The organism is Streptomyces sp. AC602_WCS936 (assembly GCF_019049125.1).
In the GTDB taxonomy this organism is placed as follows: domain Bacteria; phylum Actinomycetota; class Actinomycetes; order Streptomycetales; family Streptomycetaceae; genus Streptomyces.
This window is the reverse complement of record NZ_JAGMUF010000066.1, coordinates 439,170-452,097: the sequence shown is the minus strand read 5'-3', so window position 1 is coordinate 452,097 and position 12,928 is coordinate 439,170. Positions and strand designations below refer to the sequence as shown.

Sequence of the window (12,928 nt, the reverse complement as noted above, 5' to 3'; positions counted from 1 at the left end):
GATGACGTACCGACGAACCGGCGTGCCGGTGTACCGACCCGCGGGACGAGGTGGCGCACTCCTCGCCGACGGAGTAGGAAAGCGCGCGGAAGAAAGCGCTTGTCCCCCCTCGGTCACCAGGAGGACCACGCCGATGGCGTCGCCGCTCGAAAAGCCGCTCGACCACCGTTACCGGGGCGAACACCCGATACGCACGCTCGTCTACCTGTTCCGCGCCGACCGCCACCGGCTGGCCGGCGCGGTCGCGGTCTTCACCGTCAAGCACAGCCCGGTCTGGCTGCTGCCCCTCATCACCGCGTCCATCATCGACACCGTCGTCCAGCACGGGCCGATCGGCGACCTGTGGACCAGCACCGGGATCATCATGTTCATCCTGGTCGTCAACTACCCGCTGCACCTCCTGTACGTCCGCCTCCTGTACGGCAGCGTGCGCCGCATGGGCACCGCCCTGCGCTCCGCGCTGTGCACCCGCATGCAGCAGCTCTCCATCGGCTACCACTCGCGCGTCAGCGCCGGCGTGCTGCAGGCCAAGGTCGTCCGGGACGTCGAGACGGTTGAGCAGATGGTCCAGCAGACCGCCGAGACGGGACTCGGCGCGTTCACCGTCCTCGCCGGCGGCCTCGTCATCATCGCGGTCCGCACCCCGGAGTTCCTGCCCGTCTTCCTGGTCGTAGTCCCCGCCGCCTCCCTCCTGGTGGCGCGGCTGAGAGCCCGGCTGCGCACCCACAACGAACACTTCCGCCACGAGGTCGAGGCCCTCTCCTCCCGGGTCACGGAGATGACCCGGCTGATCCCGGTCACCCGCGCCCACGGCCTGGAGCGCAAGGCGCTGCGCCGCATGGACGGCACCCTGGACCGCCTGCTGACCTCCGGCATGCGCCTGGACCTGGTCAACGGCCGCTTCGGCTCGCTGTCCTGGGTCGTCCTCAACGTGGTCGGCGTGCTGGTGCTCGCGGGCGCCGCGCTCATCTCGTACCACGGCGTCTGGGGCGTCACCGCCGGCGACGTCGTGATGCTCAGCGCCTTCCTCACCACCCTCACCAACTCCACGACAACGTTGGCGGGACTGGCCCCGGTCATCACCAAGGGCCTGGAGTCCGTCCGTTCGGTCGGCGAAGTGCTTCAGGCCCCCGAACTGGAGGACAACGAGGGCAAGGCGGAGATCGCCTCGCTGCGCGGAGCCGTCACCTTCGAGTCCGTCGGGCACGCCTTCGACGGCGACGGGCGGCCCGCGGTGAGCGACTTCACGCTCGCGGTCGAACCCGGCGAGACGATCGCGCTGGTGGGCGCGTCCGGCGCCGGCAAGTCCACGGTGCTCAACCTCGTCATCGGCTTCCTGCGGCCCACGTCCGGCCGGCTGCTGCTGGACGGCACCGACATGAACACCCTCGACCTGCGCGCCTACCGGCGGTTCGTCTCGGTGGTACCGCAGGAGTCGATCCTCTTCGACGGCACGATCCGGGAGAACGTCGCCTACGGCATGGACGACGCCGACGAGGAGGCGGTGCGCGGGGCGCTGCGCGACGCCAACGCGCTGGAGTACGTCGACCGGCTGCCGCAGGGCCTCGACACCCTGGTCGGGGAGCACGGCGCACGGCTGTCCGGCGGTCAGCGTCAGCGACTGGCCATCGCCCGCGCCCTGATCCGGGACCCCAGGGTGCTCATCCTGGACGAGGCCACCTCGGCGCTCGACACGCGTTCCGAAGCCCTCGTCCAGCAGGCACTGGCCCGGCTGCTGCGCGGCCGGACCACCTTCGTCGTCGCACACCGGCTGTCCACCGTCCGGGGCGCGGACCGGATCGTGGTCATGGGTGAGGGCCGGATCCTGGAGACCGGCACCCACGAGGAACTGCTGGGCAGGCAAGGGGCGTACACGGCACTGCACAGCGGCCAGGTCGCCTGACGCCGCGCCTGCCACGCGGTCGACGTCCGGTCGTACACAAAGCTGTTCTGTTCACTTTCAGTCGGAAATCTGCCTCAGTTCGACGAAGGCCGGTCAGCGAGCGACGGGTTTTCGTCAATTGCGGGTGGTGGCGCGCATGGTGTGATTGTTTCGTCCGGGTTCGGGCATACGGAGCGCAAATCGAGAGAGGGGCGCTTCGTGCTCGAACCGGACCCGAAGGTCGTCAGGGAGTTGCTGACGCGGTACGCGTCACTGCGGATCGCTCAGGCGGAGAGGCAGAGCCCGGCGGCGGCGCGCGAGCTGGCGGACGTCAGCTACACGCTCTGCGTGATGATGGCCACCACCGGTATCCACGACGCGGTGGCCAAGGCCGACGCGCTGCTGCTCGCCAAGGGGCGGACGGCGGACCCGGACGGGGAGAGCGGCCTGTCGCTGGCCGTGTGAGAACGCCGTACCCCGGGGCCCGTCTCGAGGTCAGGCCGCGAACGGCGGACTGATCCGCGAGACGGGCCCTACGCACCCCGTGCAGGAGTGGCGGACTTCCCGTGGAACGCGGCGCGATAGGCGTGGGGTGTCGTCCCGACCACCCGCCGGAACCGCTCCCGGAAGGCCGTCGGGGAGCCGAACCCGGCCTGCCGCGCGATCCGTTCGATCGAGTGGTCGCCGTTCTCCAGCAGGTACTGGGCGCGCCGTACCCGCGCCCGCAGCAGCCACTGCAGGGGCGTGGTGCCGGTCTGCTCGCGGAACCGGCGGCTGAAGGTGCGCTCGCTCATGCCGGAGCGCGCCGCCATCGCCCCGAGGGTGACCTCCCCGGCCAGGTTGTCCTCGATCCACTCCAGCAGCGGCTCCAGATCCGAGCCCCGCGGCACGGGCGGGAACTCGTGCACGATGAACTGGGCCTGCCCGCCCTCCCGTTCCAGCGGTACCACGCACATCCGGGCGGCGTGCGCGGCGACCGCCGACCCCAGGTCCCGGCGGATCATGTGCAGGCACATGTCGAGACCGGCGGCGGCGCCCGCCGAGGTGAGGATCTGGCCGTTGTCGACGTAGAGCACGTCCGGTTCCACCCGCACGCGCGGGTGGCGGCGGGCCAGTTCCGCCGCGGCGATCCAGTGCGTGGTGGCTCGCAGACCGTCCAGCAGCCCGGCCTCGGCGAGGACGAAGGCGCCCACGCACACGGACGCGATCCGGGTACCGGCACCGGCCGCCCGCCGCAGCGCCGCCAGGACGCGTTCGGAGGGCGGTCCGGACTCCTCGGAGCGGCCCGGCACGATGATCGTGTCGGCCGACGCCAGAGCCTCCAGGCCCTGGTCGATGCGGAGGCCGAGACCGTGCGTGCGCACCTCGGGCGACTCGGCGCACAGCCGCACCCGGTACGGGGCGCGCCCGTCGGGCAGCCGCGTCCAGTCGAAGGCCTGCATGGGCGCCGCCATGTCGAACGGCACCACGTCGTCGAGGACCAGGATCGCCACGGAGTGCATGGACGCCACGATAGGCGGGATTCCGCCGCGCGCAGAAGGGCGTGCACCATACCGCGACCTCGCCCGTGCGGCGGCCGGTGCCTGGTCGGAGCGTTGGCGAGAACCCGTTGAATACTGTCGTTCCAGCCTCTGTGCGGTCACGCACCGGCTTCCTAACGTGGGTCTCACCGCATCGACCCTCCCGCCTCCCGGAGCCCCGACCGATGACCAAGTTCCTGCTGTCCCTCCACGTCCTGGCCGCCATCCTCGCCATCGGCCCCGTCACCGTCGCGGCCAGCATGTTCCCGCCGGCCGTCCGCCGGGCGGCGGTGGCCCTGCCCGTGGGCCCAGGCGGAGAAGAGACCGCGACCGCGGCCGGTGCCGGGGACGCCACCGACGTGGGCACCGTCCGGCTGCTGCACCGCATCTGCCGGGTCTACGCCGGTCTCGGCATCGCGGTACCGCTCCTCGGTCTCGCCACGGCCTTGGCGATGGGCGTGCTGGGGGACGCGTGGCTCATCGCGTCCATCACCCTGACCGCGGCCGCGGCGGGCATCCTGCTCGCCCTCGTCCTGCCGCGGCAGGAGGAACTGCTGGCGGACCTGACCGGCCGGCGGCCCGTCGAGCGCGCCAGGACGGCCCGGCTGGCGATGTTCACCGGTCTGTTCAACCTGCTGTGGGCCACTGTGACGGTGCTCATGATCGTCCGGCCGGGTTCCACGACCGGCGCCTGAGCGGCCGTCACCTTCGGACATATGCGCACCGCCGGGTGGACGGACGCCTAGACTGCTCAGTCGCGCCTCCGTACGGGGGCGGACGACACGAAAGGCACGTTGACGGGTGTTCCAGGATTCCCCCATCTACGACCGACTCGTCGCCGAACGCGGTGACGTCCCCGACCAGGTGCGACGGGATGCCGAGCGCGTGAGCAGGGAGCTGGAGGTGGTCATGCGCCCGTTGCGGACACCCGGTCACCTGCCCGGCGCCGAACGGCAGCCGTCCCCGGGCGCCGGCTGGCAGCGCACCGCCGCCCTGCTGCCCGGCCCCCGCCCGCACTGACGGGCCGTCGCGCGCCGGTACCTCACCCGACGGCCGCCGTGCCCGGACCGCCCGCGTCCACCGGCTCCCCGGAAGCTGGGCGGGCCAGCCACTCGGCGAGGGTGCGGGCGATCGGCTGACCCGTGTCCACCTCGACGAAGCCGAACTGCCCCGACTGGTTGCACTCCAGGAACCACCAGGTGCCGTCGGCGTCCTCGGCGAAGTCGAAGGCGCCGTAGGCGAGCCGCGCCGCACGGAGATAGGCGAGGACGGCCTCGGCGACGCGCGGCGGCACCTCGGCGGGCCGCCACGGCTCGGGGGACGCCGTGAAGCGGACGTCGACGACCTCCTCCGGCCCCGGGCACGCGAGGGACGCCTTCCGCGCGGCCAGCAGTTCCTCGCCGACGGCGGTGAGCCGGATGTCGGCGCGTTTGGCGACCCGCCGTTGCAGCAGCGTCGGGCCGTGGGCGACCGCGGAGAAATCGGCCTCGGGCGGAACCCTGCTGGTCGGCACCGCCAGGGGCGGGTCCTGCGGGTGCGCGCCCGAGACGGGCTTGACCACCAGGTCCGGGTAGCGCTCGGCGAACTCGCGCGCGGCCCGCGGAAACGTCGTGATCAGGGTCGCCGGCACCGGCAGCCCGCACCGCTGGGCCAGGCGCAGCTGCCAGGGCTTGTGCCGGGCCCGGTGCGCGGCGTCCGGATCGTTCATCCAGCGTGCCCCGCAGTCGCGGAGCATGCCGTACAGCGCCTGCCCGGACTCCTCGGTCAGCCACGCGGAGGGCTCGGCGGCCCGCGCGGCCGCACCGCCCGGCCTGCGCACCCAGACGGACCGCAGCCCGCCGATGCTCACCAGCCGGCCCCCCGAGGACAGATGTCCCCGGAAGGAGCCGTGCACGAACTCGCCGGAGAGTGCGACGGAACCGGTGAGATCGGCGGGGTCCAGGCGGACCACCGGGACTCCCGACGCGTTCAGGTGGACGACCACCATGTCCGCGGTGACGTCCTCTTCACAGGTCAGGATCAGAACGGTCATGTGCGACGGCCCGTGTTCAGTCGTCGAAGTGAGTCTTCGACCCCGCGGTGGAGGTCGTGGTCCCCAGCTCTCTCAGCAGCGCGTGGTCACCGGCGGCCACCCGCCCGTCCAGGAGCACGTTCAACTGCAGCCCGGAGTCGTAGACGTAGGGAGTTGTGGCTTCCAACTCCACTGCGGGCCGTGCGTAGTTGAGCGCGAACGGTTGCATCGTCTCTCCCTAGTCGGTGCTGCGCCGATCAGACGACGGCCCGGTCGCGGCGTCGCCTGGTCCGCCGACTTCCTTCGGCTTCCAGAGACTTATACGAATCGAACGGGTGATTGGTTTCCTTACGCTGCGTAGTCACCGCGCGGACCGGCGTCCCGCCGCCGGTCCTCGGCGCCCCGCCGGCCGCCGAGAGGGCCGCGCGCGGAGCGCAGCGCGAGGAGCAGCACCCCGACGTCGTCCAGGTAGACCGGGTCGGGCAACAGGTCCGCCGGCAGCACCAAATAGAGGACGGCGCCCCAGAAGACCCACCGCGGACCGGTGGGCAGCCCCGCCCGTTCCAGATCCCGCCGGGTGCGGACCAGCCGCACCAGCACGGCCACCGCCGTCGCGAGGACCGCCACCGCGAGCGTCACCGCCGCGATGATCACCACTGTGGTCGTGTCCACCCCGCCCCTCCTCATGCTGTGCGGCAGGCGCCTTGCCTTCCGGATGCCCGTTCGGGAGGCCGGCAAGTCCCTGGCGCCCGGTCTCTCATCCCTGTGGCCCACTCCGGTGGCACGCCGCGGTGGACGTGCTTAGTAATGGTCAGCACACAGCGCGTGTCGCATGTCGGGGACGCAGGGCGGCCGCACCCTCACCACACGGAGAGATCATGACCACCGGATCTTCCTCACCCCGTTCGCCCGAATACGCCATATCCGCCGTGGACCTGCCCACCGGGGAGACGACCGCCGGCACCGGAACGTACCCGGTGCGTGCGCCGGGCGCGCGGCCCGACGCCGGCACACCGGGCGCCCGCCCCTCGGCCGCCCGCTCGCCCGCCCCCGGCGAACCGGTCCACCGGGAGCCCGACTTCGCCCCTCAGGAGCCCGTCCCGCAGCCCGCTCCCCGAGACCCCGCGCGCGAGGAGGCCGCCGCGCATCCCGAGGAGAACACCACCGAGGAGTTCTTCGACCAGGACGCCTTCGACCCCGACGTACTCGACCGGGAAGTGTTCGACCAGGACTCCGCCGCCCACGACGACGTGGTGCGCGACGAGCCGGTACGCGAGTACGGCGACCCCGTCGGCGACCTGGTGCGCGCCGCCGTGGCCGACCGGCCGCTGGAGGAGGTCGTCGACCTCATCACGATGCTGGAGGGATCCCCTCAGTACGCGCAGGCCACGATCGACGCGCTCCGCGCGGTCGGCGTGAACCGCTCGGTGGAGGACGTCACCCGGCTGGTCGGCCTGCTGACGCGGCCCCCGCGCAACTCGGACAGCGCCGACGAGGCGATCCGGGCCGCGGCGGAGTGCCGCTCGGTGGAGGACGTGACCCGGCTGATGGAACTGCTCCACCGCACGCCCCTGGAACCGCACTGCGGCCAGGAGGCCGTACGGGCCGCCGCCACCGGCCGCCCCGTCGAGGAACTGGTGCAGCTGATCGGCCGCCTGGCCGAGGACGGGCGGGTGCGCCCGGACCGGCCCGACGCGCGGCACCTGCGGGCGGCCCTGGACGGCGACGGCGACGGCCACCGCGAGGACGAGGAGCCGCCCGCCCGCCCGGCCCGACTGGCCGGTGTGTTCGCGGCGGGGGACCGCCGGGGCCGCGAACGCCGCCGGACCGCCCGCTCGGCCCGCCGGGGACGCGACCACGACGAGGCACGCGCTGCCCGCGACCACGAACGCGACCGGAACCACGGCGAGGAACCCGCGCGGCGCGACCGTTCCGCCCGCCGGGCCGACCGAGGCCCCGCCTGGCCCGTGTGGCTCACCGTCGCCGTCCTCGCCGGGTGCGGCGTGGCCTACTTCCCGCTCCACCAGAACGACGCCTCGGCACGCGCCTACGGAGTCGCCCTCGGCCTGTCCGCGCTCTGCCTGCTGCTGGCGCTGCTGCTGACCGTGCGGCCCGCCGTGCCGCTGCTCGCCGCGGCGGTCGTCGCACCGGCGGCGCTGGCCGCGGCCAAGCTCTACGGCAGCGCCACCCCCTCGTCGCGGGTGTCCCGGGCCGTGGACCTCACCCTGGCGCCCACCCGGATCGCCGTCGCGGTCGCCGTACTGGCGTCACTGGTCGCGCTGACCGCCCTGTGCGTGCGGGTGGCCTCGCAGGTGCCCGCCAGGCGCCGTCCGGCCGGCCCGATGCCCCGGGCGAGCCGCCTCGCGGACTGACGGGACGGTCACCGGCCACCCCCACCGCGGCACGACCGCTCGACCGCCCCCGCACACACCCGTGGTCCGCGCCGGCACCCGGCGCGGACCACGGGCCGTGCGCTCACACGCCCAGCATGCCCGCGGGGTGCTCGTGCTCGAGCAGGGCGGTGAGCACCCGGTGCGGAGTGAGCGGGAGTTCCCGGAAGCGGATGCCGGTGGCGTGGTGGACGGCGTTGCCGACGGCCGCCGCCGAGCCGACGATGCCGATCTCACCGATCCCCTTGCTGCCCATCGGATTGAGGTGGGCGTCCGCCTCGTCGACCCAGTACGCCTCCACGTCCGCCACGTCGGCGTGCGCGGGCACGTGGTAGGAGGCGAGGTCGGACTCGGTGAAGTCGCCGAACGCCGGGTCCACCGTGCTGTCCTCGGTCAGCGCCATGCCCAGCCCCATCGTCATGCCGCCGACGAACTGGGAGCGGGCGGTACGGGCGTTGAGGATGCGTCCCGCCGCGAACACCCCCAGCAGCCGCGTCACCCGCACCTCACCGGTGACCGTGTCCACGGTGACCTCGGCGAAGTGCGCGCCGAACGCGTGCCGCGCGTACGGGCTCTCGGCGTCCGCGGTGCCGGAGGTGTCGGCGTCGGCGGTGACGCCCCCGTCGGGCAGCGGCCCCGAATGCCCGGCGAGCCGGCCGGTCAGCCGCACACACGCCTCGTGCACGGCCCACCCCCAGGAGGCGGTGCCGGAGGAGCCGCCGGCCATCGGCGCGAACCCGATGCCGCTGTCGGCGACTTCGACGCGCACCCGGTCCAGGGGCGCACCGAGGGCGTCGGCCGCGATCTGGGCGCAGACCGTGCGGGCGCCGGTGCCGATGTCGGTGGCGTTGACCCGGACCAGGAAGCCGCCATCGGGCAGGGCCCGCGCGGAGGCCGTGCACGGCGACACCAGCACCGGGTACGTGGCCGCGGCCACCCCGCTGCCGATCAGCAGCGGCCCGGCAGTGCGGGACCCCGGGCGCGGATCACGGTCCTGCCAGCCGAAGCGGCGGGCGCCCTCGCGCAGGCACTCCACCAGGTTCCGGCTGCTGAAGGGCTTGCCGCTGTCCGGTTCGGTCTCCGGCTCGTTGCGGATCCGCAGCTCCACCGGGTCGATGCCGAGCCCGGTGGCCAGTTCGTCCATCGCGGACTCGAGCGCGTACATGCCGGGGCATTCGCCGGGGGCGCGCATCCAGGACGGGGTGGGCACGTCCAGCCGCGCGACGCGGTGCGCGGTGCGCAGGGCGGGCGCGGCGTACATGACCCGGGCGGGGACGGCCGCCTGCTCCACGAACTCCTTCACCCGGGAGGTGTGCGTCGTCACCTCGTGCGTCAGGGAGGTGAGCCGGCCGTCGGCGCCGGCGCCGAGCCGCAGCCGGTGCAGGGTCGGCGCGCGGTGTCCGACGACGGCGGGCAGGTAGCGGCGCGGCAGCGCCACGGTGACCGGCCGTCCGGTCACCCGCGCCGCCAGCGCGGCCAGCACCACGTCGGGGCGGGGCGTGCCCTTGGACCCGAAGCCGCCGCCCACGTGCTCGGCGAGGACCGTGACCCGGTCCCCGGGCAGTTCGAACATCCGGGCCAGTTCCGCGCGTACGGCGGTGGTGCCCTGGCTGGAGGAGTGCACCGTCAGCCGGCCGTCCTCCCACCACGCGGTACTGGTGTGCGGCTCCATCGGGTGGTTGTGCAGCGGCGGGACCCGGTACTCGACGTCCAGCCGGGTCTTCGCCGACGCGAACGCCGCTGCGGCGTCCCCGTGTTCGGTGACGGCCGGGAACCCGCCGTTGGCCGAGTCGGGGACGTACGCCTCCGGATGGTCGGCGGTGAGCGTCACGTCGTGCTCCTCCGACTCGTACGTGACGTGTACGGCCGCGGCGCCGGCCCGTGCCGCCTCCAGCGTCTCGCCGACCACCAGGCCCACGAACCAGCCCCGGTGCGGGACGTGCGGGCTCTGCAGCACGGCCAGCGTAGGGTCCTCCGGGTCGGCGAGCCGGGGCGCGTTCTCGTGCGTGAGCACCGCGAGCACGCCGGGCAGGGCGAGCGCGGGCGCGGTGTCGACGCCGGTCACCCGGCCCCGAGCCACGGCGGCCGGCACCGGCCAGGCCTGAGCCCGGCCGGGGGCGTCGTATTCTGCGGCGTACCGGGCGGTGCCGGTGACCTTCTCCCGCCCCTCCCGGCGCTCGGCCGGAGCGCCCAGGACGGTTTCGGTGCCGGTCATGGGGGTCCTCCTCGTGGACGCCGGATCAGGTGGTGGCGGGCGGCGCGAGCCGGCCCAGTACGTCCAGGGCCAGCCGGCGGGCCAGCGGCACCTTGTAGGCGTTGTCCCGCAACGGTTCGGCCGCGGCCAGTTCCAGGTCGACGGCGTGCTCGAAGGCCGCCGTGGTGGGCGCCGCGCCCACCAGCGCGTCCTCGGCCCGCCGCGCCCGCCAGGGCCGGTGCGCCAGCGCGCCGAAGGCGATCCCGGCACGGTCGACCACTCCGTCCGCCATGTGCAGCACCACGGCGACCGAGGCCAGGGCGAAGGCGTACGACGCCCGGTCGCGGGCCTTGCGATATGCCGAGGGCAGCCCGGCGGTGGCGGCGGGCAGGACCACGCCGGTGATCAGCTCGCCGGGACGGATCTCCGTGTCCCGCTCCGGGTGCATACCGGGCAGGCGGTGGAAGTCGGCGGCGGGCACGCTCCGGGTGCCCTCGGGGCCGTGCAGTTCCACCCGGGCGTCGAGGGCGGCGAGCGCCACCGCCATGTCCGAGGGGTGGGTGGCGATGCACTGCTCGGAGTGGCCGAGCACCGCGTGGTCGCGGTGCACACCCTCCAGGGCGCCGCACCCCGTGCCGGGTTCCCGCTTGTTGCAGGGCTTGGACAGGTCCTGGAAGTAGGGACAGCGGGTGCGCTGCAACAGGTTGCCGCCCGTGGTGGCGGCGTTGCGCAACTGCCCCGAGGCGCCCGCCAGCAACGCCTGCGACAGCGCGGGGTAGCGGTCGCGGACGGCGGGATGGGCCGCGAGGTCGCTGTTGCGCACCATGGCCCCGGCCCGCAGCGAACCGTCGGGCAGTTCCTCCACCGTGTCCAGCGGCAGCCGGGTGACGTCGACGAGGGCGGCGGGCGTCTCCACGCCGAGCTTCATCAGGTCGACGAGGTTGGTGCCGCCGCCGAGGTAGCGGGCGCCGGGGTGGGCGGCGAACGCGTCGGTGGCCTCCTCGACGCTGCCGGCCCGTACGTAGGCGAAGGGCTGCACTCAGATCACGTCCTCGACCGCGTCGGCGATGCGCGGGTAGGCCCCGCACCGGCAGATGTTGCCGCTCAGCCGCTCCCGGATCTCGTCGCGGACCAGCGGGACCGGCTCGCCGGAGGGGGCCTGCGGGTCGGTGACGTGGGACGGGTGCCCGGCCGCCGCCTCGGCGAGCACGCCGACCGCGGAGCAGATCTGCCCCGGTGTGCAGTACCCGCACTGGAAGGCGTCGCGTTCCAGGAACGCCCGCTGCATGGGGTGCAGTTCCTCGCCGTCCCCGGCGAGGCCCTCGACGGTGGTGATCTCGCAGCCGTCCAGGGCGACGGCGAACAGCAGGCAGCTGTTGACGCGCCGCCCGTCCACCAGGACCGTGCAGGCGCCGCACTGCCCGTGGTCGCAGCCCTTCTTGGCACCCGCGAGACCGAGGTCCTCCCGCAGCAGGTCCAGCAGTACGCGGCGGTGGTCGACGGTGAGGGTGTGCGGTTTGCCGTTGACGCGGAGCGTGGTGTCCGACCGGGACGTCGGGGGCGGGGAGGCGGGGGCGGTGCCCTCGTGCTGGCTGTCCATGGCGTCGATGACCTTCCGGGACGGGCCGTACGGCTGTGCGGTCCGCGTATCCACCTACCGCCGCCTGACACGTGAGGGTGCCCTCAGTCCCCGGTGCCGCCCGAGGCTCCCCCCGCGCCGTCCTGGCCGGGTGCGGGACGCGGGGCCCGGCCGCCGCCCCGGAACCGTTCCAGCGTGCGGGTCAGCCCCCGGAACGGGGACGCCGGCGGCTCGGACGGCGCCGGCCCGGCCGGGAGGGCTTTGGCGGACTCCCGGTAGGCGGCCAGGGCCTCGGCCGCGCTCTCGGCCGCCTCCCGGTAAAGGTCTCGGGACTGCGTCATGGCCTCCAGGGCCTCGGCGTACATGGCCACCAGCTTGCGCTCGCGCTCCAGTTCCTCGGCCATGGTCAGCAGCCGCCAGTCCTCCCGCAGCGCGGTGAGGGCGTCCTCCCCGTCGGCCGTCAGCGGCCGCGCCAGTTTGTCGAACGACGTCACCGCGGCGATCAGGCCGGCCGGCTCGGACCCGTCCAGGAACACGGTGCGCACGGAGAAGTCCCGGGCCTCGTAGCCGTCCGGGGCCGGTGTGCCGGGCAGCACCGCGGCACCGCCGCGCGGCACCTGGACGCCGAAGTCCTCCAGCGCCCAGTTCACCACCCGCAGCTGCTGGGGTGCGGCGCGGTGCTCGACCACGCGATGCCGCAGGCCGGGCGGCAGCCGGTCCGCCAGCGGCACCCGGCCCCGGTGGTCCGGGGTCATCGCCTCGTGCACGACGACGTGGATGTTCCACGGACTGCGCCCGGCGTCCTTGAGCAGCCGGCGTACGGCCTTGTCGTCGTCCGGGAGGGTGTTGATGCCCCGCAGCCGCAGACCCGTGGCGATGTCCCGGTCCCAGGTGACGTCCGGGTCGTCGGGCCAGAACACGGTGGCGGGGGAGGGCCAGGCGTTGTCCCAGGCCGCCTCGGCCTCCGCCAGCAGCGTCCACTCCTGACCGCCGGCCGAAGGGGGCGACAGGATCAGCCTGGCCCGCACGGTGACGGGCCCCGGGGCCTTCCAGCGGGCCTCGAAGACCCGGACACCGGCGGTCTGCTCCGGGGGCTCGTCGGGCAGCTCCAGGAAGTCGTCGACGGCATGGCCGTCCTTCAGCCGCTGGAGGTGGTCCCGGACGGTGTCCTCGGCCGCGGATCCGACGTGGCGGCCGCGGGCGGACCACAGCGTGGGTGGAGTCGAGGGGCGGGCGGCGGAAGAGGTCGGCATGAGTCCATCGGGAAGCAGGGGCACGGACAAAGGCAAGTATCGTCGCCGCAGGTCAGCCGAGAGCACCCGGGGTCCGCCGACCGGGCGGGGCGGGGCGCG

Annotated in this window: 13 protein-coding genes; 5 read left to right on the top strand and 8 right to left on the bottom strand. The window is 73.9% G+C overall.

Going from position 1 to position 12,928, the window contains the following annotated elements; translation table 11 throughout:
• Positions 1-133 precede the first annotated feature (133 nt).
• A complete protein-coding gene (locus tag KUM03_RS23890) occupies positions 134-1,903 on the top strand; it encodes an ABC transporter ATP-binding protein (RefSeq protein ID WP_217251331.1) in 1,770 nt (589 codons plus the stop codon).
• A 198-nt stretch (positions 1,904-2,101) separates the two neighbouring features.
• The gene (locus tag KUM03_RS23885) at positions 2,102-2,347 is read left to right on the top strand and encodes a DUF5133 domain-containing protein (RefSeq protein WP_217251330.1); all 246 of its coding nucleotides are present in this window, start codon (positions 2,102-2,104) and stop codon (positions 2,345-2,347) included.
• A 68-nt stretch (positions 2,348-2,415) separates the two neighbouring features.
• Here KUM03_RS23885 and KUM03_RS23880 read toward each other — a convergent pair whose 3' ends face one another.
• Positions 2,416-3,384 carry a GlxA family transcriptional regulator gene (locus KUM03_RS23880; protein WP_217251329.1) on the bottom strand — a complete coding sequence of 323 codons (969 nt, stop codon included), beginning with the start codon at positions 3,382-3,384 and terminating at the stop codon, positions 2,416-2,418.
• A 203-nt stretch (positions 3,385-3,587) separates the two neighbouring features.
• Between KUM03_RS23880 and KUM03_RS23875 the strand changes: the two genes are divergently transcribed.
• Together KUM03_RS23875 and KUM03_RS23870 are read left to right on the top strand one after the other, a co-directional pair.
• The gene (locus KUM03_RS23875; protein WP_217251328.1) at positions 3,588-4,097 is read left to right on the top strand and encodes a hypothetical protein; all 510 of its coding nucleotides are present in this window, start codon (positions 3,588-3,590) and stop codon (positions 4,095-4,097) included.
• A gap of 106 nt (positions 4,098-4,203) precedes the next feature.
• Positions 4,204-4,422, top strand: a complete 219-nt coding sequence (locus KUM03_RS23870) for a hypothetical protein (protein WP_217251327.1) — start codon at positions 4,204-4,206, stop codon at positions 4,420-4,422.
• Positions 4,423-4,444: 22 nt separating this feature from the next.
• Here the strand turns inward: KUM03_RS23870 and tgmB are convergent, their stop codons facing one another.
• From tgmB to KUM03_RS23855, 3 genes are all read right to left on the bottom strand, one after another.
• Complete coding sequence (gene tgmB, locus KUM03_RS23865; RefSeq protein WP_217251326.1) at positions 4,445-5,434, bottom strand: ATP-grasp ribosomal peptide maturase; 990 nt, start codon at positions 5,432-5,434, stop codon at positions 4,445-4,447.
• A gap of 16 nt (positions 5,435-5,450) precedes the next feature.
• Positions 5,451-5,642, bottom strand: coding sequence for a putative ATP-grasp-modified RiPP (gene tgmA, locus KUM03_RS23860; protein WP_073728776.1), 192 nt, complete (start codon positions 5,640-5,642; stop codon positions 5,451-5,453).
• Between the two features lie 119 nt (positions 5,643-5,761).
• On the bottom strand, positions 5,762-6,085 hold the full coding sequence (locus KUM03_RS23855) for a DUF1232 domain-containing protein (RefSeq protein WP_217251325.1): 324 nt from the start codon (positions 6,083-6,085) through the stop codon (positions 5,762-5,764).
• Positions 6,086-6,291: 206 nt separating this feature from the next.
• Here KUM03_RS23855 and KUM03_RS23850 point away from each other — a divergent pair, with 206 nt between their 5' ends.
• On the top strand, positions 6,292-7,785 hold the full coding sequence (locus tag KUM03_RS23850) for a hypothetical protein (protein ID WP_254399819.1): 1,494 nt from the start codon (positions 6,292-6,294) through the stop codon (positions 7,783-7,785).
• Positions 7,786-7,888: 103 nt separating this feature from the next.
• Here the strand turns inward: KUM03_RS23850 and KUM03_RS23845 are convergent, their stop codons facing one another.
• The 4 genes from KUM03_RS23845 to KUM03_RS23830 all read right to left on the bottom strand — a co-directional run bounded on the left by KUM03_RS23845 (position 7,889) and on the right by KUM03_RS23830 (position 12,829).
• On the bottom strand, positions 7,889-10,018 hold the full coding sequence (locus KUM03_RS23845) for a xanthine dehydrogenase family protein molybdopterin-binding subunit (RefSeq protein ID WP_217251324.1): 2,130 nt from the start codon (positions 10,016-10,018) through the stop codon (positions 7,889-7,891).
• A 25-nt stretch (positions 10,019-10,043) separates the two neighbouring features.
• The gene (locus KUM03_RS23840) at positions 10,044-11,036 is read right to left on the bottom strand and encodes a xanthine dehydrogenase family protein subunit M (protein ID WP_217251323.1); all 993 of its coding nucleotides are present in this window, start codon (positions 11,034-11,036) and stop codon (positions 10,044-10,046) included.
• Positions 11,037-11,597: a (2Fe-2S)-binding protein gene (locus tag KUM03_RS23835; RefSeq protein ID WP_217251439.1), complete on the bottom strand. Its 561-nt coding sequence runs from the start codon at positions 11,595-11,597 to the stop codon at positions 11,037-11,039.
• An 83-nt stretch (positions 11,598-11,680) separates the two neighbouring features.
• Entirely contained in the window at positions 11,681-12,829 is a 1,149-nt protein-coding gene (locus KUM03_RS23830; RefSeq protein WP_217251322.1) for a hypothetical protein, read from the bottom strand.
• Positions 12,830-12,928: the final 99 nt, after the last annotated feature.

What these genes read in the sequence shown, in the direction of transcription:
- KUM03_RS23875 (WP_217251328.1), top strand. Translation starts at nt 3,588, where the DNA reads ATGACCAAGTTCCTGCTGTCCCTCCACGTCCTGGCCGCCATCCTCGCC.
- KUM03_RS23830 (WP_217251322.1), bottom strand. Translation starts at nt 12,829, where the DNA reads ATGCCGACCTCTTCCGCCGCCCGCCCCTCGACTCCACCCACGCTGTGG.
- KUM03_RS23835 (WP_217251439.1), bottom strand. Translation starts at nt 11,597, where the DNA reads ATGGACAGCCAGCACGAGGGCACCGCCCCCGCCTCCCCGCCCCCGACG.
- tgmB (WP_217251326.1), bottom strand. Translation starts at nt 5,434, where the DNA reads ATGACCGTTCTGATCCTGACCTGTGAAGAGGACGTCACCGCGGACATG.
- KUM03_RS23890 (WP_217251331.1), top strand. Translation starts at nt 134, where the DNA reads ATGGCGTCGCCGCTCGAAAAGCCGCTCGACCACCGTTACCGGGGCGAA.
- tgmA (WP_073728776.1), bottom strand. Translation starts at nt 5,642, where the DNA reads ATGCAACCGTTCGCGCTCAACTACGCACGGCCCGCAGTGGAGTTGGAA.
- KUM03_RS23845 (WP_217251324.1), bottom strand. Translation starts at nt 10,018, where the DNA reads ATGACCGGCACCGAAACCGTCCTGGGCGCTCCGGCCGAGCGCCGGGAG.
- KUM03_RS23880 (WP_217251329.1), bottom strand. Translation starts at nt 3,384, where the DNA reads ATGCACTCCGTGGCGATCCTGGTCCTCGACGACGTGGTGCCGTTCGAC.
- KUM03_RS23850 (WP_254399819.1), top strand. Translation starts at nt 6,292, where the DNA reads ATGACCACCGGATCTTCCTCACCCCGTTCGCCCGAATACGCCATATCC.